This is a genomic window from Paracoccus sp. (in: a-proteobacteria) (genome assembly GCF_039808215.1).
GTDB lineage: Bacteria > Pseudomonadota > Alphaproteobacteria > Rhodobacterales > Rhodobacteraceae > Paracoccus.
Map to the genome: position 1 here is coordinate 1 of NZ_JBDHSP010000058.1, position 19,835 is coordinate 19,835.

At 68.6% G+C, this 19,835-nt stretch carries 23 protein-coding genes and 1 pseudogene; 20 read left to right on the forward strand and 4 right to left on the reverse strand.

The window, feature by feature from the left end:
• Positions 1-51: 51 nt before the first annotated feature.
• From WMK75_RS14785 to WMK75_RS14820, 8 genes are all read left to right on the forward strand, one after another.
• Positions 52-669, forward strand: a complete 618-nt coding sequence (locus WMK75_RS14785; RefSeq protein ID WP_347268413.1) for a hypothetical protein — start codon at positions 52-54, stop codon at positions 667-669.
• Positions 617-2,620, forward strand: coding sequence for a phage terminase large subunit family protein (locus tag WMK75_RS14790; protein ID WP_347268392.1), 2,004 nt, complete (start codon positions 617-619; stop codon positions 2,618-2,620). The genes WMK75_RS14785 and WMK75_RS14790 overlap by 53 nt, the downstream gene beginning before the upstream one ends.
• Before the next feature lie 2 nt (positions 2,621-2,622).
• Positions 2,623-2,832, forward strand: a complete 210-nt coding sequence (locus WMK75_RS14795; protein ID WP_347268393.1) for a hypothetical protein — start codon at positions 2,623-2,625, stop codon at positions 2,830-2,832.
• Positions 2,832-4,337 carry a phage portal protein gene (locus WMK75_RS14800; RefSeq protein ID WP_347268394.1) on the forward strand — a complete coding sequence of 502 codons (1,506 nt, stop codon included), beginning with the start codon at positions 2,832-2,834 and terminating at the stop codon, positions 4,335-4,337. The genes WMK75_RS14795 and WMK75_RS14800 overlap by 1 nt, the downstream gene beginning before the upstream one ends.
• A gap of 4 nt (positions 4,338-4,341) precedes the next feature.
• Positions 4,342-6,405 (forward strand): prohead protease/major capsid protein fusion protein, encoded by a 2,064-nt coding sequence (locus WMK75_RS14805; protein ID WP_347268395.1) that lies wholly within the window; start codon positions 4,342-4,344, stop codon positions 6,403-6,405.
• A gap of 77 nt (positions 6,406-6,482) precedes the next feature.
• A complete protein-coding gene (locus tag WMK75_RS14810) occupies positions 6,483-6,818 on the forward strand; it encodes a DUF2190 family protein (protein WP_347268396.1) in 336 nt (111 codons plus the stop codon).
• Complete coding sequence (locus WMK75_RS14815; protein ID WP_347268397.1) at positions 6,818-7,129, forward strand: hypothetical protein; 312 nt, start codon at positions 6,818-6,820, stop codon at positions 7,127-7,129. The genes WMK75_RS14810 and WMK75_RS14815 overlap by 1 nt, the downstream gene beginning before the upstream one ends.
• Positions 7,126-7,755: a DUF6441 family protein gene (locus WMK75_RS14820; RefSeq protein WP_347268398.1), complete on the forward strand. Its 630-nt coding sequence runs from the start codon at positions 7,126-7,128 to the stop codon at positions 7,753-7,755. Before WMK75_RS14815 ends, WMK75_RS14820 begins: the two co-directional genes overlap by 4 nt.
• A 15-nt stretch (positions 7,756-7,770) precedes the next feature.
• Here the strand turns inward: WMK75_RS14820 and WMK75_RS14825 are convergent, their stop codons facing one another.
• A complete protein-coding gene (locus WMK75_RS14825; protein ID WP_347268399.1) occupies positions 7,771-8,061 on the reverse strand; it encodes a type II toxin-antitoxin system RelE/ParE family toxin in 291 nt (96 codons plus the stop codon).
• Complete coding sequence (locus tag WMK75_RS14830) at positions 8,049-8,333, reverse strand: ribbon-helix-helix protein, CopG family (RefSeq protein ID WP_347268400.1); 285 nt, start codon at positions 8,331-8,333, stop codon at positions 8,049-8,051. Before WMK75_RS14830 ends, WMK75_RS14825 begins: the two co-directional genes overlap by 13 nt.
• An 89-nt stretch (positions 8,334-8,422) precedes the next feature.
• On the opposite strand from WMK75_RS14830, the gene WMK75_RS14835 reads away from it, so the two are divergent.
• The 3 genes from WMK75_RS14835 to WMK75_RS14845 all read left to right on the forward strand — a co-directional run bounded on the left by WMK75_RS14835 (position 8,423) and on the right by WMK75_RS14845 (position 10,343).
• Positions 8,423-8,842, forward strand: a complete 420-nt coding sequence (locus WMK75_RS14835) for an acyl-CoA transferase (protein ID WP_347268401.1) — start codon at positions 8,423-8,425, stop codon at positions 8,840-8,842.
• A 119-nt stretch (positions 8,843-8,961) separates the two neighbouring features.
• Positions 8,962-9,906 carry a phage tail tube protein gene (locus WMK75_RS14840; protein WP_347268402.1) on the forward strand — a complete coding sequence of 315 codons (945 nt, stop codon included), beginning with the start codon at positions 8,962-8,964 and terminating at the stop codon, positions 9,904-9,906.
• The gene (locus WMK75_RS14845; RefSeq protein ID WP_347268403.1) at positions 9,906-10,343 is read left to right on the forward strand and encodes a hypothetical protein; all 438 of its coding nucleotides are present in this window, start codon (positions 9,906-9,908) and stop codon (positions 10,341-10,343) included. Before WMK75_RS14840 ends, WMK75_RS14845 begins: the two co-directional genes overlap by 1 nt.
• 243 nt (positions 10,344-10,586) lie before the next feature.
• Here the strand turns inward: WMK75_RS14845 and WMK75_RS14850 are convergent, their stop codons facing one another.
• Complete coding sequence (locus tag WMK75_RS14850) at positions 10,587-10,967, reverse strand: type II toxin-antitoxin system VapC family toxin (RefSeq protein WP_347268404.1); 381 nt, start codon at positions 10,965-10,967, stop codon at positions 10,587-10,589.
• Positions 10,967-11,179: an AbrB/MazE/SpoVT family DNA-binding domain-containing protein gene (locus WMK75_RS14855; protein WP_347268405.1), complete on the reverse strand. Its 213-nt coding sequence runs from the start codon at positions 11,177-11,179 to the stop codon at positions 10,967-10,969. The genes WMK75_RS14850 and WMK75_RS14855 overlap by 1 nt, the downstream gene beginning before the upstream one ends.
• A gap of 72 nt (positions 11,180-11,251) precedes the next feature.
• Here WMK75_RS14855 and WMK75_RS14860 point away from each other — a divergent pair, with 72 nt between their 5' ends.
• The 9 genes and pseudogenes from WMK75_RS14860 to WMK75_RS14900 all read left to right on the forward strand — a co-directional run.
• Positions 11,252-13,678 carry a tape measure protein gene (locus WMK75_RS14860; protein WP_347268406.1) on the forward strand — a complete coding sequence of 809 codons (2,427 nt, stop codon included), beginning with the start codon at positions 11,252-11,254 and terminating at the stop codon, positions 13,676-13,678.
• A 49-nt stretch (positions 13,679-13,727) separates the two neighbouring features.
• On the forward strand, positions 13,728-14,354 hold the full coding sequence (locus WMK75_RS14865; protein ID WP_347268407.1) for a DUF2460 domain-containing protein: 627 nt from the start codon (positions 13,728-13,730) through the stop codon (positions 14,352-14,354).
• Positions 14,351-14,698 (forward strand): hypothetical protein, encoded by a 348-nt coding sequence (locus WMK75_RS14870; RefSeq protein ID WP_347268408.1) that lies wholly within the window; start codon positions 14,351-14,353, stop codon positions 14,696-14,698. The genes WMK75_RS14865 and WMK75_RS14870 overlap by 4 nt, the downstream gene beginning before the upstream one ends.
• Positions 14,691-14,822, forward strand: coding sequence for a hypothetical protein (locus WMK75_RS14875; RefSeq protein ID WP_347268409.1), 132 nt, complete (start codon positions 14,691-14,693; stop codon positions 14,820-14,822). The genes WMK75_RS14870 and WMK75_RS14875 overlap by 8 nt, the downstream gene beginning before the upstream one ends.
• A gap of 5 nt (positions 14,823-14,827) precedes the next feature.
• Positions 14,828-15,496, forward strand: a complete 669-nt coding sequence (locus WMK75_RS14880) for a lysozyme (protein WP_347268410.1) — start codon at positions 14,828-14,830, stop codon at positions 15,494-15,496.
• The gene (locus WMK75_RS14885; RefSeq protein ID WP_113450927.1) at positions 15,493-15,702 is read left to right on the forward strand and encodes a hypothetical protein; all 210 of its coding nucleotides are present in this window, start codon (positions 15,493-15,495) and stop codon (positions 15,700-15,702) included. The genes WMK75_RS14880 and WMK75_RS14885 overlap by 4 nt, the downstream gene beginning before the upstream one ends.
• Positions 15,699-16,584: pseudogene (locus tag WMK75_RS14890) on the forward strand (DUF2163 domain-containing protein). The gene WMK75_RS14885 and the pseudogene WMK75_RS14890 overlap by 4 nt, the downstream one beginning before the upstream one ends.
• On the forward strand, positions 16,581-17,057 hold the full coding sequence (locus WMK75_RS14895) for an NlpC/P60 family protein (RefSeq protein ID WP_347268411.1): 477 nt from the start codon (positions 16,581-16,583) through the stop codon (positions 17,055-17,057). The pseudogene WMK75_RS14890 and the gene WMK75_RS14895 overlap by 4 nt, the downstream one beginning before the upstream one ends.
• A gap of 3 nt (positions 17,058-17,060) precedes the next feature.
• Positions 17,061-19,835: glycoside hydrolase TIM-barrel-like domain-containing protein (locus tag WMK75_RS14900; protein ID WP_347268412.1), on the forward strand; the 2,775-nt coding region annotated here is incomplete at its 3' end.

A 19,835-nucleotide genomic window follows, 5' to 3' on the forward strand; every position in this document is an offset into this window, starting at 1 on the left:
AATCAATGCCCGTCATCGCGCGAAACGGGCGCCCGCCATCATCTGAAATCACTGCCCGCCATCACGCGAAACACGCATGCCGCCCATGCCGGGCTGTCGCGCGGCGCGATCCAGAAGGCGAAGGGGGCCGAGCGGCTGGTACTGTTCGCCGATGGCAGCATTGACGCCGTGGCCAGCGACGCCCGGCGGGCGGAAACGACCGACCCGTCGAAGACCCGGAAGGCTCCCGCCCCGAAACTGAAGCCGGTCCCCGAGGCGGCGATCCAGGCGGTCCACGACACGCTGCGGGGTGAGGAGCGATTTCGCGAAAACGAAACCGGAGGCGCCAGTGGCGCGTCCGGAGCGACGAACGGGCTGGCTGTCCCGGCCGTCGGTGGCGGCACCACGTTCCTGCAGGCGAAGACCGCCAACGAGGTGCTGAAGGCGCAGGAGCGGCGCATCCGGCTCCAGAAGCTGAAGGGGGAATTGATCGAGCGGGTCCGGGCGCTGTCGCTGGTGTTCCGGCTGGCGCGCGAGGTGCGGGACGCGTGGGTGAACTGGCCCGCGCGGTCGGCGGCGCTGATGGCGGCCGATCTGGGCGTGGAGCCGGCCGCGATGCAGAAGGTTCTGGAAAAGCATGTCCGTGCCCACCTCGACGAGCTTGCCGAGGTCCGGCCCGACTTCCGGTGAAGATGACGCGCTGACGGACTTCGACGGCGCGGGCGAGATCCTCCGCGCCTGGGGTGCGGGGCTGCGGCCCGACCCGGACCTGACCGTCTCGGAATGGGCGGACCGGCACCGGATGCTTTCGGGCCGCGCCTCGGCCGAACCCGGGCGGTATCGCACGGTGCGCACGCCCTACATGCGCGAGATCATGGACCGGCTGTCGCCGGGGGATCCCACGCAGCGGATCGTGTTCATGAAGGCCGCGCAGGTCGGCGCGACCGAGGCGGGCAACAACTGGATCGGGTTCGCGATCCACCAGGCGCCGGGGCCGATGCTGGCGGTCCAGCCGACGGTGGAACTGGCCAAGCGCAACTCGCGCCAGCGGATCGACCCGCTGATCGACGAAAGCCCGGAACTGCGCGAGCGGGTGAAGCCCGCGCGCTCCCGCGACGCGGGCAACACCATGCTGTCCAAGGAGTTCGCGGGCGGCATCCTGATCATGACCGGGGCGAACTCGGCGGTGGGGCTGCGCTCCACCCCGGCGCGCTACATCTTCCTCGACGAGGTCGATGCCTATCCGGCCTCGGCCGACGAGGAAGGCGACCCGGTCACGCTGGCCGAAGCGCGGTCGCTGACCTTCGCCCACCGGCGCAAGGTGCTGCTGGTCTCGACGCCCACGATCCGGGGGCTGTCACGCATTGAGCGCGAGTTCGAGGCATCGGACCAGCGCCGCTACTTCGTGCCATGCCCGCATTGCGGGGCGATGCAATGGCTGAAGTTCGACCGGCTGCGCTGGCAGAAGGGCAAGCCCGAGACGGCCGAATACATCTGCGAGGGCTGTGATCAGCCCATCGCAGAGCACCACAAGACGGCGATGCTGGAGGGCGGTGCATGGCGGGCGACCGCCACCACCGCCGACCCCACCACGGTCGGCTACCACCTCTCGGCGCTCTATTCGCCGGTGGGCTGGCTGAGCTGGCCGCGCATCGCCCGCGGCTGGGAGGCGGCTCAAGGGTCGGATGAGGCGATCAAGGCGTTCCGCAGCACGATCCTCGGCGAGACATGGGTCGAGACCGGGGAGGCCCCGGACTGGCAGCGGCTCTACGACCGCCGCGAGGCGTGGAAACCTGGCATCGTGCCGGCAGGCGGGTTGTTCCTGACCGCCGGGGCCGACGTGCAGAAGGACCGGATCGAGGTCGACGTCTGGGCCTGGGGTCACGGTTTGGAAAGCTGGCTCGTCGATCATGTCGTCGTCGAAGGTGGACCCGACCGGCATGAAGCGTGGGGCGACCTGACCGCGCTGCTGGATCGAAGCTGGCCGCACGAGCGCGGCGCGCATCTCAGGATCGCGCGGCTGGCCATCGACACCGGCTACGAGGCGCCAGCCGTCTATGCCTGGTCGCGCAAGACCGGCTTCGCGCAGGTGGCCCCCGTGAAGGGCGTCGAGGGGTTCAACCGCTCGAGCCCGGTGTCGGGGCCGACGTTTGTCGATGCGACCGAGGGTGGGAAACGTCTGCGCCGCGGCGCCCGGCTCTGGACCGTGGCGGTCTCGACATTCAAGGCCGAGACCTACCGTTACCTGCGGCTGGAGCGGCCGACCGACGAGGAGATGGCTGACGGGGCGGCGTTCCCGCCCGGCACGATCCACCTGCCGACATGGGTCGAGAGCGAATGGTTGAAACAGGTCGTGGCCGAGCAGCTGGTGACGGTGCGCACGAAACGGGGTTTCGCCAAGCTGGAATGGCAGAAGCTGCGCGAGCGGAACGAGGCGCTGGATTGCCGGGTCTATGCCCGCGCCGCCGCCTGGATCGCGGGCGCGGATCGCTGGCCTGACGAGAAATGGCGCGATCTCGAGGATCAGCTCGGGGCGCCCCCCACCGGCACCGACCCCGCAGGGCAGATCAACCGGCCGGGACAGGCCCCGCAGGGCAAGCGCCGCTCCGACTGGCTCGGACGGCGCGGAGGATGGTTTTGAACATGACCGACTGGACGGAAACCGAGCTCTCGGCGCTGCGCCGGGCCTATGCCAGTGGCACGACGAGGGTCAGCTATGACGGCAAGTCGGTGGATTACGGCTCGGCCGAGGACCTGCTCGCCCGCATCCGCACAATCGAGCGGGCCATTGCGGGTGCCGGAAGGCCGCTGCCGGTGGCCGGGCTGGCGGGCTTCAGCCGCGGGGATCGCTGATGGCAAGCTGGTTCGACCACGCCATTGCCACGGTGGCCCCGCGCATGGCGGCCCGCCGCGTGATGGCACGTCAGGCATTCGAGACCCTGACACGCGGCTACGATGGCGCGTCCAAGGGTCGACGGACGGATGGCTGGCGCGCGCCCGGATCCTCGGCCGATACCGAGATCGGCATGGCCGGGGCGCTGCTGCGGGACCGGATGCGCGATCTCGTGCGCAACAACCCGCATGCCGCCAAGGCGGTGGCGGTGCTGGTCAACAACGTCGTCGGCGCCGGCATCATGCCGCGCGCCGCCAGCGGCGACGAGGCGCTGGACCGCCGCGTCGACGATCTCTTCACCCGCTGGACCGAGGCCTGCGACGCCGACGGCCAGCTCGATTTCTATGGGCTGCAAACGCTGATCTGCCGCGAAATGGTGGAAGCGGGCGAGGTGCTGGTGCGTCGCCGTCTTCGCCGATCCTCGGACGGACTGTCGGTGCCGCTGCAATTGCAGGTGCTGGAGGCCGATTTCCTCGACGCCACCAGGACCAGCGGCAACGGAGCCGCGCGCATCGTGCAGGGGATCGAGTTCGACGCCCTCGGCAAGCGTCGGGCCTATTGGCTGCACAGCGAACACCCCGGCGATGCGCACGGTGCGCTGCGTGGCGGGTTCGACAGTCGCCCGGTTCCAGCCAGCGACATCGCCCATGTCTACGAGAAGCAGCGCACGCAGGCGCGTGGCGTTCCCTGGGGTGCGCCGGTGATCCGCAGCTTGCGCGATCTCGACGATTACGAGGTGGCGGAACTGGTCCGCAAGAAGACCGAGGCCTGCGTCACCGCCATCGTCTTCGGCGATGACGAGGCGCAGCAGGGCATCGCGCCCGCCGTGGTCGATGCCGATGGCAACCGGGTCGAGCAGTTCGAGCCGGGGCTGATTGCCTATGCCCGCGGCGGCAAGGACATCCGCTTCAACCAGCCCGCCGCCACGGGCGGCTATGGCGAATACAAGCGCGCCAACTTGCACACGATCTCGGCCGGGTTCCGGGTGCCCTATGAGCTGCTGACCGGGGACCTGTCCCAGGTGAACTATTCCTCGATCCGGGCGGGGCTCGTGGAGTTCCGCCGGATGATCGACGCGGTGCAGTGGCAGTTGTTCATTCCGATGCTGTGTCAGCCCGTCTGGCGCTGGTTCATCGAGGCCGCATGGGCGGCGGGCCAGATCCCGACGCCGGATGTGCCGGTGGAATGGTCGCCGCCGAAATTCGACGCCGTCGATCCCTACAAGGACGCGATGGCCGACCTGCTGGCGATCCGCTCCGGCACCATGACGCTGGCGCAGGCCATCGCCCGGCAGGGCCACAACCCGGACGCGGTGCTGGCCGAGATCGCCGCCACCAACGCCAGGCTCGACGAGCTGGGGCTGGTGCTCGACAGCGATCCGCGCCGGGTGACGAAAACCGGCAGCGCCCAGACCAGCGATCCGGGCGCCGATCCTGCGCAACCAGACGCTGCCCAACAGGACTGACCCCATGGACACGATGATCGAACTGCCGGCGCTTCGCCGGTCGGCGGAGCTTGCGCCGAACAGCGTCGACAATGACGCCCGCACCGTCGAGGTGGTCTGGTCGGCCGGCGCCCGCGTCCGTCGCGCCAGCTTCTTCGGCGAGCCCTATGACGAGGAACTGAGCCTCGATCCAGCCCATGTCCGGCTGGAACGGCTGAACGCGGGCGCGCCCTTCCTGAAGGTGCATGAGATCGACACGCTCGACGCCGTCATCGGCTCGGTCGTGCCGGGATCGGCGCGGATCGAGAACGGTCGCGGGATCGCGCAAGTGCGGATCAGCGAACGCACCGATGTCGAGCCGATCTGGCGCGACATCCAAGCCGGGCACATCCGCGCTGTCTCTATTGGCTATCAGGTCCACCGCTTCGACATCTCGAAACCGGATGGCGGGCGCGAGCTGTGGCGGGCGGTGGACTGGACGCCCTTCGAGATCTCGGCCGTGCCGGTCGGCGCCGATCCCGCTGCTGGCTTTCGCGCCAAGGGCGAACAACACGACTGCGTCCTTCACCGCCGGGACGCCCCCATTCAGCAAGGAGCATCCCCGATGACCGACCAGACCAACCCTGCGGCGGGTGGTGCCGCGAACCCCACCGCCAACCAGCCGACCGAGCCGAATGATACCGAGGACACCACCATGACCGAGCCGAAGGCCACCACGACCGAGGCGCAGGGTGCCGGGGTCGAGACCCGCGCGCAGCCGAAACTGCCGAAGACTAACGCCCCTGGCACGCCCGACACCGAGGCGATCGTCACCCGCGCCCGCGAGGCCGAGCGTGATCGCGTCTCCACCATCTACGATCTGGCGGGGCGGCTGAACCTCGAGCGCGGCTTCGCCGAGGATCTGGTCAAGCGCGGGGTCAGCGTCGATGAATCCCGCCGGTTGATCCTCGATCAGGTCGCGGCCAGGTCGGACGAGACCCGCACCTTCCCGCATGTCTCGATCCCGCTCGGCGGACGCGACGAACGCATCACCCGCCGCGACGCGGTGGCCTCGGCGCTGCTGCACCGCTACAGCCCGACGCTCTTCCCGCTGGAGGACGCGGCCCGGCAGTATCGCGGCATGACGCTGCTGGAACTGGCCCGCGAAAGCCTCGGTATTGCCGGGGTCAACACCCGCGGCCTGTCGCGCGACGAGGTGGCGACGCGCGCCCTGCATTCGACCTCGGACTTCCCCGAGATCCTCTCGGCCGTGACCAACAAGACCCTGCGCCAGGCCTATGACGCCTATCCGCGCACCTTCGCGCTTTTCTGCCGTCAGGTGCTGGCGACCGACTTCAAGGCGATGCACCGGGTGCAACTCGGCGAAGCGCCGCAACTGCTGGAGGTGGGCGAGAGCGGTGAGTTCAAGCGCGGCACGCTGGGGGAGTCGAAGGAGAGCTACAAGGTCAAGACCTATGGCCGGGTGGTCGCGATCACCCGCCAGGTGCTGATCAACGACGATCTCGACGCCTTCACCCGGATCCCGGCGATGTATGGCAACTCCATCGCCCAGCTGGAAAGCGATGTGGTCTGGGGCATCATCACCGCCAACCCGGCGATGGCCGACGGCACGGCGCTGTTCCATGCCAACCACCGGAACCTGGCGGGCACGGCGGCGGCGCTCGACGTGACCAGCGTCGGTGCCGCCCGCGCCGCGATGGCCAAACAGACCGGGCTCGACAAGAAGACGGTGCTGAACATCCGCCCCGCCTATCTGATCGTACCCGCCTCGCTGGAACTGAAAGCCGAGCAGCTGGTCGCCCAGAACCTCGTCCCCGCCCAGAGCGGGAACGTCGTGCCGCAGTCGATCCGCACGCTGGCGCCGATCAGCGAGCCCCGGCTCGACGCGGCCAGCGAAACCGCCTGGTATCTGGCGGCCTCTCCGGCCCAGATCGACACCATCGAGTACGCCTATCTGGAAGGCCAGCAGGGCGCCTATATCGAGACCCGCAACGGCTTCGATGTCGACGGCGTCGAGATCAAGTGCCGCCTCGACTTCGGCGCCAAGGCCATCGACTGGCGCGGCCTCTACAAGAATGCCGGCGCGTAAGCCGTGCCCTATTCGCAAACCTGACATGCGGGCGGTCCTGAGGGGCCGCCCTTCGTCTTTCAAGAAGGACATCCCCCATGAAAAACTACGTCCAGCCCGGCAACACCATCACCCTGACCGCGCCCTATGCCGTCGCCTCCGGCGATGGCCTGCTCGTCGGCTCCATCTTCGGCGTGGCCGCCGGGACCGCGGCTCTCGGCGAGAGCGTCGAGACCGCGCTTATCGGCGTCTTCGATCTGAAGAAGGTGGCATCGCAGGCCTGGTCGGTCGGCGACAAGATCTATTGGGACAACACCGCCAAGGAAGCGACCAAGACCACCACCTCGAACACCCTGATTGGCGTGGCCGTCGTAGCGGTGGCGGGCGGCGCAGGCGATACCATTGGCCGGGTGCGCCTGAACGCCTCGTTCTGATGAGCGCCTTTGCCGCCGCCGTCGGCGCGCTCTTCGCCGATCCCAACATCGGCCGGGATGCGGTCTACATCGCCGACGGCGGCACGCCGGTGCTGGTGCGCGTCGTCGCCCGGCGTGCCGATGCGTCGACCTCCTTCGGCGATGCGCGGCTCTGGTCGGAAACAACGCGCGTCGACCTGCGCGTCGCCGAAGTTCCGAATCCGCGCCCCGGTGACCGCATCGAGATAGACGGCGACGCCTTCCTCATCCAGGGCGAGCCCGTCCGGGATCGCGAACGCCTCGTCTGGACCGTGGATCTGAGGCCCACGTGAAACTCGGCATCGACATCGTCGGCGACATCGCCCGGATCATGGCGGCCGAGACCCGGGCCGGCGAAAAGGCCGTCACCACGGCGATGCGCGACGCCGGGACCGGCCTGAAATCCGCCTGGCGCGCGCAGATCACCAGCGCGGGTCTCGGGGCGCGGCTCGCCCGCACCATCCGCTCGGAGGCTTATCCCAAGGGCAAGCCGAGCCTGAACGCCGCGGCACTGGTCTGGTCGAAGGCCCCGTTCATCGTCGGCGCGCATGACACCGGCCCGCTGATCCGCTCGAAAGCCGGGTTCTGGCTGACGATCCCCACGGCGGCGGCGGGGAAATCCACGCGCGGCGGCCGGATCACGCCCGGCGAATGGGAGCGCCGCACCGGCCTGCGCCTGCGCTTCGTCTATCGCCGGACGGGTCCGAGCCTGCTGGTGGCCGAGGGACGGCTGAACACCAAGGGTCGCGCGGTGGCGTCGCGCTCGAAGACCGGTCGCGGGCTGACCACCGTGCCGATCTTCCTGCTGGTCCCGCAGGTCAGGCTGCCGAAGCGGCTGAACCTCGCGCGCGACGCCGAACGGGCGCGCGATGCGGTGCCGGGGCTGATCGTGGCGGGGTGGGTGGACGGGAAGGGCTGACCTTCCTTTACGCCGTCAATAGCCCGCCTCGCGCTGATGGCGCACGGCCAATACTACCGCCGTCTCGCCATCAAACCGGTAGAGCGACACATAGCCACTGTCGCCAAACGGGATAAGCCATTCGCGAAACTCCGGGTCCATATCTTCGACCGGCCGCCCGACACCCGGCTGGTGGCGTAGGATGTTCATGCTCTCACGGATGGATTTGGCTGCACGGCGCGCGGCATCGGGGTTCTTCTCGGCAAGGAAGCGGTAAAGCCTTTCGACATCCCGCAGGGCTGCGGGCGACCAGATCAGTTGTGGCATTCAGGAGCGGCCGCGTCTTCGCCTGCTTCCAGCCTCGCAAGCCAGGCATCGGCCTCGTCATGGGTGACATGCTTGGCCGTAGCCTGATATTCTTCCCAAGCCTGAAGCCCCGCCTGACGAAACGCCTCACGCTTCTCTTCGCGCTCGACGAACTGCGACACTGCCTCGCGCAGCATCCAGTGGGTGGAGCGGTCCTTCGCATCCGCCAGCCGCTTGAGGCGGTCGCGGGTGTCCTGATCGAGTTTCACGGCGATGGGGCGGACGGCGTTCATCGAGACGACTCCGGATGAGTATTCACAGGTATTACCCTTAGCATATCGACCTCCGTCGCAGAAGTCACAATTGAGCCAAGGCCCGTGAAATGCCCACCACCCGCGAAACCATCCTCGTCGCGCTGCACGCGCGACTCTCGGCGCTGCCCGCCACCGCCCTGCGCGGCGAGGTGCTGCCCGAGCGCGTGCCGGCAGCCGGGCTGTTGATCCTGCGCGACGGAGAACCCGGCGAGCCCGAGGTAACGCTGTCGCCGCTCACCTACTACTACCAGCACCGCGCCGAGATCGAGGCCGTGGTGCAGGGTGCGAGCCGGGACGCCGCTTTTGATGCGCTCTGCGCCAGCATCGGCACGGCGCTCGCCGCCGACCGCACGCTCGGGGGCTTGTGCGACTGGGTCGAGGCGGAGGCGCCGCAGCCGGTTGATCTGCCGGTGGACGGCGCGGCCAGCCTGAAGGCCGCGGTGATCCCGGTCATTCTACATTACTCCGTTTCGGACCCGCTTGGCTGACACCACTGGCAATGCGGGTGCTGCGTTCGGCGGGACGACAGTCCACCGGACTGTCGCCTGATCCGCCTCACTCCACGGCCGATCCTTTGGCCTGATCCCGACAATCCAAGGAGACGAACATGGCACGCGCGCAAGGAGTGCGGGCGCGGATGGCGCTCGCGTTCGAGACTGTCTACGGCACGCCGCCCGGCAGCGGCTACACGCGGATGCCCTTCGCCAGCACCTCGCTGGGGGCGGAACAGCCACTGCTGAACTCGGAACTGCTGGGCTACGGCCGTGATCCTCTTGCGCCGGTCAAGGATGCGGTCACGGCGGATGGCGACGTGGTGGTGCCGATCGACGCCGAGGCCTTCGGCTTCTGGCTGAAGGCGGGTTTCGGTGCCCCGACCACGACGGGAACAGCGCCCGGCCCCTTCACCCACACGTTCCAGTCCGGGTCCTGGACATTGCCCTCGATGTCCATCGAGACAGCCATGCCCGAGGTACCGCGCTACGCCATGTATTCCGGCGTGGTCCTGGACCAGCTCTCCTGGCAGATGCAGCGCTCGGGCCTCTTGACCGCCACCGCGCGGCTGGTGGCGCAGGGCGAGACGGTGGCCACGACCAGCAGTGCAGGCACGCCCGCCGAACTCGACCTGATCCGCTTTGGCCATTTCAACGGGGCCATCAAACGCAACGGCACCGCTCTGGGCAACGTGATCTCGACCGAGATCACCTACGCCAACAATCTTGACCGGATCGAGACCATCCGCGCCGACGGCATGATCGACGGCGCCGATCCCTCCATCGCCGCGCTGACCGGCCGCACCGAGGTCCGCTTCGCCGATACGACGCTGGTGACGCAGGCGATCAACGGCACGCCCTGCGAGCTGGAGTTCTCCTACAGCCTCGTCTCGGGCGAAAGCCTGACTGTCACCGTCCACGCCGTCTACCTGCCGCGCCCGCGCATCGAGATTGGCGGGCCACAGGGCGTGCAGGCCAGCTTCGACTGGCAGGCCGCGCGCGACACCACGCTCGGGCGGATGTGCACCGCCGTTCTCGTCAATGATGTGGAGACCTATTGATGATCCGTCTCGACCTTTCCAGCGCGCCGAAATGGCTCGATCTCGGCTCTGGCCTGCGCCTGCACGTCCTGCCCGTCACCACGGCGATCATGGTCGCCGCCCGCAACGATGCCGCCGTCGAGGCTTTGCCCGAGGGGGCGAGCAAGGAGGAGCAGGCGCTGGTGATGGCCAAGGCCGTCGCCCGCCGCGTGCTCACCGGCTGGGAGGGCGTCGGCGATGCCGACGGCAATCCCGTTCCCGTCACCCCGGAAGGCATCGACGCACTTCTGGACATCTGGCCGGTGTTCGAGGGCTTCCAGACCCGCTGCCTCGCGCCGCACCTGATGCTGGACGCGGAAAAAAACGCCTCTGCGCCCTTGCCGACTGGCACTTCGGTGGGGGCGACGCCTATTGCCAAGCCTGCCAAGGCCCGTGCCCGGACTGCCCGGCGCGGCTGAACCGTCCGGAAACGCTGGAAGGTTGGCAGGTCTGGGATCTGGCACAGCGCCTGACCGGGCAGCTTCGCCTCGCCACCGGAATGGGCGGTGGCGCCGTCATCGGCTGGGACATGAATGCTGCCCTCGCCATGGCGCGGGCGCGCGGGGTCGACCCGCTGATCGCCGCCGAATGCCTGCCCGAGATCGAGGCGGTGATGGTCCGCAAGCTCAATGAGCATATGGCCTGAGATGAGAGGCCGGGGTTCAGGGGTTGATCTTCTCGATCAGCGTCACGCCCGGCAGCCCGTCGAAATGCGCGTCGCAGGTGATCAAGATGGCATCCTGCGCACGGGCAGTGGCGAAGACGATGGCGTCGGCCGTGGCGAGCTTGTGCGAACGGCAGGCTTCGGCCGCCGCCAACGCGATCTCGGTGTCGAGCGGCACGATGTTGCAAAGCTGGGTGAAAGCGATCACCTGATCGGCCTTGTCCTCACCCACCTCGCGGGTGAGCCATTTCGCCAGTTCGAGCTGCACCATGGTCGGCACCAGCCAGTCGGATTGCTCGGGCAGATGCGTGGCCACCGCCTCGCCGGTCGGCGATCCGATCAGCCATTCGATCCAGGCGGATGTGTCGACGAGCCGCATCAGACGCGATCCGACCGGTCCCGGAATTCGGTGGCGGAGGCGCCCTTGGCGATCCCGGCCAGCGCCTCTCGTTTCGGCACCGGCACCAGCAGCACGCCCGTTCCCTTGGGGATGAAGGCGAAGGTCAGCCCCGCTTCCCAATGCTGGGCGGTGCGGATCGCCTTGGGGATCGAGATCTGGAATTTGGACGACAGGGTCGCTGTCTCGGCCATCGTCATGCCTCCTGCTGATCGATGCCTGTAACGTAAGACGGCACACGCGCCCCTGCAAGGAATTCCCCGGTCATGGCCCAGAAGAAAGTCTCCGTCCGCCTCGTCGCCGAGGGCGGAAGGCAGGTGAAGGCCGAGTTTCAGGGCGTGGGCGATGCGGGCGAGACCAGCTTCAAGCGCATCGAGCGGCAGGCCGATGTCACCGGCCTGGTGCTGCGCCGCCTGGCCGGCATCGTCGCCGGGGCGCTGAGCGTCCGGCAGGTCGTTCAATATGCCGATGCCTGGACCGACCTGCGCTCGCGGGTCGATCTGGCGACAGGAAGCCAGGCGCGCGGCGCGGCGGTCATGGACCGGCTGGCGTCGATGGCGCGGCGGACCTATTCCGGGATCGAGCAGACCACCGAATCCTGGCTCGCCAACGCGACCGCGCTCAGGGAACTCGGTCTCTCCACCCGCGAAAGCCTCGATTTCACCGAGGCGCTGAACAATGCCATGGTCGTCTCCGGCGCCAAGGGCGAGCGGGCGGTGTCGGTGCAGACGGCCCTGGCTCGCGCCATGGCGCTGGGGAAACTCTCCGGCGACAACCTCAATACCGTGATCGCGCAGGGCGGCCGCGTCGCGCAACTGCTGGCGGCCGAGCTTGGCACCACCGTCACCGGGTTGCGTCAGGCCGGCGCCGAGGGCCGCATCACCGGCGCGGTGATCCAGACCGCGCTGATCGGCAATCTGGAGCGCCTGCGCGAGGAAGCCGACGGCATGCCGGCGACCATCGGGGATGCCTTCACGCTGATCGGCAATGCCGCGATGCAACTGGTCGGCAGCTGGGATCAGGTCTTCGGCGCCTCTGCCATGGTCGCCACCGCCCTGATTGCTGTCGCCGACAACATGGGGCGCCTCGCCGCCAACGGCATCGCCTTCGCCGGCTTCATGGCGGGACGTTGGGTTGCCGCCTTCCTTGCTGCCCGCGTTGCCACGCTGACGCTGTCCGGCGCGCTGACAGTGCTGCGCGGCGCCATCGTGCGCACTGGGATCGGCGCGCTGATCGTGCTGGCGGGCGAGCTGATCTATCAGCTGATGAACATCGTGCAGAAGATGGGCGGTCTGGGCGAGGCCTTCCGCCTCGTCGCCGATTTCGCGGCCGAGGCGTGGAACCGCATGGGGCTGCGCCTCGACGCGGTGATGGCCCGCATCGGCGCTGCCTGGGAGGGGATGAAGGCCACGATCTTCACCCTGCTCGACGATACCGTCACCGGAATCGTCCACTTCGGCGACCGAACCGTCGCGGTGTTTCAGGGCGCCTATGACGGGGCGGTGGCGATCTGGGGTAGCCTGCCCGGCGCCATCGGCGATTTCGCCTTTCAGGCCGCGAACGGGCTGATCTCCGGCGTCGAGGCGATGCTGAACGGCGTCGTCACCCGCATCAACAGCTTCATCGAGGCGCTGAACGCAGCGCTGGCGCTCTTGCCGGAGTGGGCCACTGGCGAAGGCGGCGTGCGGATCGGCACCCTCGATGCGGTGGCATTGGGGCGCATCGGCAACCCCTTCGAAGGTGCAGCCACGGCAGCCGGCACCGCCGCGGCCGACGCCTTCGCCGCCGCCATGGGTCGAACCTATATCACCGCGCCCGATACCGGCCTCGGCGCCATGGCAGAGGCCGCGCGGGGACGTGCGGAGGGCTACGCGGAAGCGGCCGGCATGCTCTCTGACGCTGCATCGCGGCCGATGGCCAGCTGGCAGGCGCTGAAGGATGCGGTGACCGGTGCCGGCGATGAGGCCGGGGATGCCCTCGACGGCGCGGCGACATCGGCGGATGTGCTGACGGCCGGACTCGACGATACCACCGCTGCCGCTGGCCGCGCGGGTGCCGCCGGGCGTCAGGCCGGGGCAGATACGGCTGCGGGGTCGGAAACGGCCGTCACCGGCTGGGCCGCCGTCAGCGCCACGCTGGCCGATTACGCCGCCAATGCGCGCGAGATCGGCGGTGATGTCGGCAATGCACTGGCGGGCGCCTTCACCTCGGCCGAGAACGCCATCGGCGAGTTCGTGAAGACCGGCAAGCTGAACTTTCGCGACCTCGTGACCTCGCTCATTGCCGATCTGGCCAAGCTCGCCGCGCGGCGCTTCATTCTCGGCCCCATCGCCAATGCGCTGTCCGGAGCTCTCGGCAGCGCGGGCGGAATTTTCGCCAACGTCCTGCATGCCGGCGGCATGGTCGGTGCGGCGGGACCGGGCCGCATGGTGCCCGCGCTCGCCTTCGCCAATGCCCCACGCATGCATTCCGGTGGCTGGGCGGGCCTGAGGCCTGACGAGGTTCCGGCGATCCTGCAGCGCGGCGAGCGGGTGCTCTCGCGCCGGGAAGCGGCGGGCTACGGCGCGGGCGGCGCCGCGCAGACCGTCAATGTCACGATCAACGCCCGCGACGCCGAGAGCTTCCGCCAGTCGCGCACGCAGATCGCGGCCGATATCGCCCGCGCCGTCTCGCTCGGGCGCAGGGGCATGTGAGCCTGACGCCGCAGACAAAACGGCGCGGCAAGAATCTCGGAGAGGATTGATGGCATTCCACGAAGTCCGGTTTCCGGACGATATCAGCCGTGGTGCCCGCGGCGGACCCGAGCGGCGCACCCAGATCGTCGAACTGGCCTCGGGCGACGAGGAGCGCAACGCCAGCTGGGCCAACTCGCGCCGCCGCTATGACGTGGCCTATGGCATCCGTCGTGCCGACGATCTGGCTGCGGTGGTCGCCTTCTTCGAGGCAAGAAACGGACGGCTGCACGGGTTTCGGTTCAAGGACTGGGGCGACCACAAATCCTGCCTGCCCTCGGGCACGCCAGCCCCGACCGACCAGCAGATCGGCACCGGCGACGGCACGACGACCGCCTTCCAGCTGGTGAAGCGCTACGCATCCGGCGCGCAGTCCTGGTCCCGGGCGATCACGAAACCGGTCGCCGGGACCGTGACCATCGCTCTGAATGGCGCGCCCCAGCCTTCCGGCTGGTCGGTCAATACCACCACCGGCCTCGTCACTTTCGCCACGGCGCCCGGCGCGGGCATCGCCATCACCGCAGGCTTCGCCTTCGACGTGCCGGTCCGGTTTGATTCCGACGCGCTCGACGTCACCCTCGACCTTGAGCGCCTGGGGTCGATCACCTCCATCCCGCTGCTGGAGATCCGGCGATGAATGACGAGCCCGGCTTCTTCGCCAGCGTGTTGCGCGATCTGGCCGCTTCCACGGCGGTGATCCTCGCCGCCTGGGGCGCGCTTGGCGGCGCGACCAATGCGCTGACCACGCGGATGCGGCTGCGCGATGCATTGCGCCATATCCTCCTAGGCGGCTTGATCGCGGCCGGGATGGGCAGCCTCTCGATGGCGCTCGTCACCAGATGGCTCGGCATGCCGCCCGAGGCGATCCCGGCCGGGGGTGCGGCGGGATCGGCCGCCTATCTGGTCGGCGTCTTCGGCCCGGCTTTCATCGAGCTGATCCTTGCCCGGCTGCGCGGGGCAAAGGGAGGCGGCGATGAATGAGCTTCTTCGCCTTGCGCGCTCCATCCGCTGCGACACGCCCGATCCGCGGCAGGCGTTCAGCCACCGTCTGCGCATCGGCCTCATGATCACCGCGCTGATCCTCCTGATCTCCATCCTCGGATAATCCGCATGCAGATGACAGACCGGGGCCTCATGGCCCTCGTCCGGCACGAAGGACTCGTGCCCGGACCCTATCTCGATACCGCCGGCGTCTGGACCTCCGGCATCGGCCACACCGCCGCCGCCGGAGCCCCCGATCCGGCCAGGATGGCCCGCGGCATGCCCGCCGATCTCGATGCGGGGACCCGTGAAGCGTTTCGGGTCTTCCGTGCCGATCTGGCCCGCTACGAGGCCGATGTGCGGCGCGCGGTGACGGTGCCGCTGGCATCGCACGAGTTCGATGCGCTGGTTTCGTTCCACTACAACACCGGCGGCGTCGCGCGGGCCGCGCTGACCCGCCATCTGAATGCCGGCAACCGCGCGGCGGCGGCCGAGGCCTTCATGGGCTGGCTCAAACCCGTCGCGATCCGCCCCCGGCGCGAGTCCGAGCGAGACCTCTTCCGCCATGGCCGTTACCCCACCGGGACCATCCCGGTCTGGGCGGTCGACCGCAATGGAAGGGTCGATTTCTCGCGGCCCGTGCGGAGGCTGACGGAGACCGAGGCGCTGGCCTTGCTGCGCCCCGCCACCGGCTCACCGCCGCCGGCAGCCATGCCGGATACCGTCGCGCCGCCGCCGGTAGCGCTGACCAGTCGCCTTCTCGCCTTCCTCAAATCCCTGATCGGAGTACCGACATGAACTGGAACCTCGCCCGCGGCCTCGTCTATCTGGCCTGCCTTGCCGCATCCGGCCTCGCCATGGCTGGGCTTGCGGATTTCGATCTCGCCACCGGCACGCTCGATATCCGGCCCTTCAATCTCTATGCCCTGACCGGCGCGGGCGGTGGCGTGGTGTCCTCGCTTCTGGCATCCGTGGCACTCCTGCGCGGCTGGGGGCGGAAGTGAAGTCGCTGTCCCCAGCCCTGCAGGCCCATCTCGACGACGGCACGACAACGCTGGCCTGGTGCTGGCGCATCACCCGTGCCGATGGCGTCACCTTCGGCTTCACCGATCACGACCGGGTCTTGAGCTTCGACGGGACCGACTTCGAGCCAGAAAGCGGGCTGACGGCTTCCGAGGTGCGCTCGGGCTCCGACTTGTCCGTCGATGCGCAGGACGCGCAAGGCGTGCTGTCTTCCGACCGGATCACCGAGACCGACATCTTCGACGGGTGCTGGGACAACGCCGAGGTGGAAGTCTGGCGGGTAAACTGGGCGGCGCCTGCCCAGCGGGTGCTGATGCGGCGCGGGGCCATCGGGCAAATCCGGCGCGGACGGCTGGCCTTCGTGGCTGAGGTGCGGTCATTGGCGCATGTCCTCGGACAGACGGTGGGGGCGGACCTTCCAGGCCACCTGCGACGCCACGCTTGGCGATGCGCGCTGCCGGGTCGATCTGGAGGCATCGACGTTCAAGGGCACCGGCACGGTCATCGACGTCCTGCGTGATCGGGCCTTCACCGCCTCGGGTCTCGGAGCGTTCGCTGCGGGCTGGTTCACCTTCGGCACGGTCGAATGGACCAGCGGTGCCAATGCCGGACGACGGGCCGAGATCATCGCGCATGACCTGACCGACGGCATCGCCGTGCTGACGCTGCTCGAAGCGCCGGTGCGCGCCATCGCCGGGGATGACAGTTTCGTCGTCCGCGCCGGCTGCGACAAGCGCATGGAGACCTGCGGCGCGAAGTTCGCCAATACCGCCAATTTCCGCGGCTTTCCGCATATCCCTGGACAGGATGCCGTTCTGCGCTACGCCACCAAGGATGGCGGGCATTCGGGGTCCGTGTTGTGATTGCCGCCGATCCGAAACTGGTGATCGCGACGGCGCGATCCTGGCTCGGCACGCCCTACCACGATCAGGCCAGCCTGCGCGGTGTCGGCTGTGACTGCCTCGGGCTCGCCCGTGGCGTCTGGCGCGAGGTGGTGGGGCCCGAACCCTTTCCGATCCCGCCTTACAGCCGGGACTGGGGCGAGACCGGCCCGCACGAGGTTCTGGCAGAAGGTGCAAGGCGCATGATGGTCGAAGTGGACCCCGCGGCGGCCGAACCCGGCGCGCTGATCCTCTTTCGCATGAAGCCTCGCGCCATCGCCAAGCATGTCGGCATTCTCACCGGCCCCGAGACCTTCCTGCATGCCTATGAGCGGCTCGGGGTGATCGAGGAACCGCTCACGCCCACCTGGCGGCGGCGCATCGCCTTCGCCTTCCTGTTTCCTCGCCCGGCCGCATCCGCGTGCAAGAAGGCCCGGCGCAAGAGAAAGTCCTGACCCGTGGCCACCCTCGTACTCGGCGTTGCCGGCACCGCCATCGGCGGTGCGATCCTCGGCTTTTCCGGCGCGGCCATTGGCGGCTTCATCGGCTCGACCGTGGGCTCGGTCGTCGACAGCTGGATCGTCTCGTCGCTGGCGCCGACCCACCGCATCGAGGGCGCGCGGCTCGACACGCTGCGCATCACCTCCTCGACCGAGGGGGCGGTCATTCCACGGCTCTATGGCCGGATGCGCATCGGCGGCAATATCATCTGGGCCACGGATTTCCGCGAGGAGACGAAGACCACCACGCAGGGTGGCGGCAAGGGCGGCGGGGGCGGCAAGGTCAAAACGACGGAGTATCTCTATTACGCCAGCTTCGCCGTGGCGCTTTGTGAGGGCTCCGAAGCCGGTCCCGCAGGGACCATTCTCTCCGGTGGAGAGAATGGAGGCGGAGGAGGCCCGGCAGGGCGGGGAATCACCGGCATCGGCCGCATCTGGGCCGACGGCAAGCCGATGGACCTCTCCGGCATCACCTGGCGCTGGTATCCGGGCAGCGAGGCTCAAGTTCCCGATCCTTTCATCGCCGCCAGGATGGGCGCGGCCAACACGCCGGCCTATCGCGGCACCGCCTATGTGGTTTTCGAGGAACTGCCGCTCTCCAGCTATGGCAACCGCCTGCCGCAGCTCTCCTTCGAAATGTTCTGCCCGCTGGCCGATCCCGACACCGCCGAAGGGCTGACCCGCGCCGTCACCATGATCCCGGCTTCGGGCGAGTTCACCTATGCCACGCAAGCGATCCGCAAGACCGATGGCGGGGCGACGCAGGTGGAGAACATCAACGCACTGCCCGACGAGGCCGATATCGTGGTGGCGCTCGACCGGCTGCAGGCCATGGCCCCGGCGGTCGAGAGCGTCAGCCTCGTCGTCGCCTGGTTCGGCGACGATCTGCGCGCGGGATCCTGCAAGCTGCGGCCGGGCGTCGAGGTATCGGCGAAATCCACCACGCCGCGCAGCTGGTCGGTCAACGGCGTCAGCCGCGCCAATGCCTTCCTCGTCAGCCGCGACGATCAGGATCGTCCGGTCTATGGCGGCACGCCGTCCGACTTCGCCGTCGTGCAAGCCATCCAGGAATCGAGGTCGCGCGGGCTTCGCGTCACCTTCTATCCCTTCATCCTGATGGATGTGCCGCCCGACAACAGCCTGCCGAACCCGTATTCCGACAACGCGGCCGAGGCAGGTCAGCCCGCGTTTCCCTGGCGGGGGCGGATCACCTGCTCGCCCGCAGCGGGGTTCGCCGGAACGGTGGACAAGACGGCCGCCGCCACAGCGCAGGTCGCGGCGCTGTTCGGCGCGGCCACGCCCGCCAGCTTCAACGTTTCGGGCGACAGCGTCAGCTTCACCGGCTCGTCCAGCGACTGGGGCTTGCGGCGCATGGTGCTGCATTACGCCCATCTTTGCGCGGCGGCGGGCGGGGTGGACGCCTTCCTGATCGGCACCGAAATGCCGGGGCTGACCACGATCCGCTCGGGCGCCAGCAGTTATCCGGCGGTGCAGGAATATCGGGATCTTCTCGCGGATGTGCGCGCGATCCTCGGGTCGGGGACGAAGATCGGCTATGCAGCGGACTGGAGCGAGTATTTCGGCCACCAGCCGGGCGATGGTTCGGGGGACGTGTTCTTCCATCTCGACCCGCTCTGGGCCGATCCGGAGATCGATTTCGTCGGGATCGACAACTACATGCCGCTTTCCGACTGGCGCGATGGCTTCGAGCATTCCGACGCGGCCGAGGGCTGGCCGGCAATCTACGACCGGGCCTACCTGCAGGGGAACATCGCGGGTGGCGAAGGCTTCGACTGGTTCTATGCCAGCGCGGCCGACCGATCCGCGCAGGTGCGCACGCCCATCACCGACGGTGCTGCGGGGAAACCATGGGTCTTCCGCTACAAGGATCTGCGCGCCTGGTGGTCGAACCCGCATTACAACCGCCCGGGCGGGGTCGAGAGCGGCACGCCGACGGCATGGCTGCCGCAGTCGAAGCCGGTCTGGTTCACCGAACTCGGCTGCCCCGCCATCGACCGGGGCACCAACCAGCCGAACGTCTTCTTCGATCCGAAATCGTCGGAGAGCTTCACCCCGCATTTCTCGCGGGGCTGGCGGGACGATGCGATCCAGCGCGCCTATCTCGAGGCGAGCTATCTCTGGTGGGGCAAGGCTGCGAACAATCCGCTGTCCTCGGTCTATGGCGACCGGATGGTTCGGGTCCCGGAATGCGCCGCCTGGACCTGGGACGCGCGGCCCTATCCGTTCTTTCCGGCGCTGACCGACGTCTGGACGGACGGCGCGAACTGGCGGCTCGGCCACTGGCTGACCGGGCGGCTGGGCGCCGTGTCGCTTGCGGCTCTGGTGCGCCACCTCTGCCTGCGCGCCGGGATGCCCGAATCCCGCATCGATGTCTCCGGCCTCTGGGGCGCGGTCGAAGGCTACGCCATCACCGCGCTGGAAAGCCCCCGTGCCTCGATCACCACGCTGTCGCGCCACTTCGGCTTCGACGCCGTCGAGGCCGAGGGCGTGATCCGCTTCGTGATGCGCGGGCGGACATCCGTCACCACGCTTGCGCCCGACGATCTGGTCGCCTCCCGCGAGGGCGACGTGCTGGAACTGACCCGCGCACAGGAGACCGAACTGCCGCAGGCCCTGAAATGGCAGCTGGCCCGCGCCGACGAGGATTACGACGCGGCGCTTGTCGAAGCCCGTCGCATCACCGTCGACACCACCCGCATCGCCTCGGAGTCC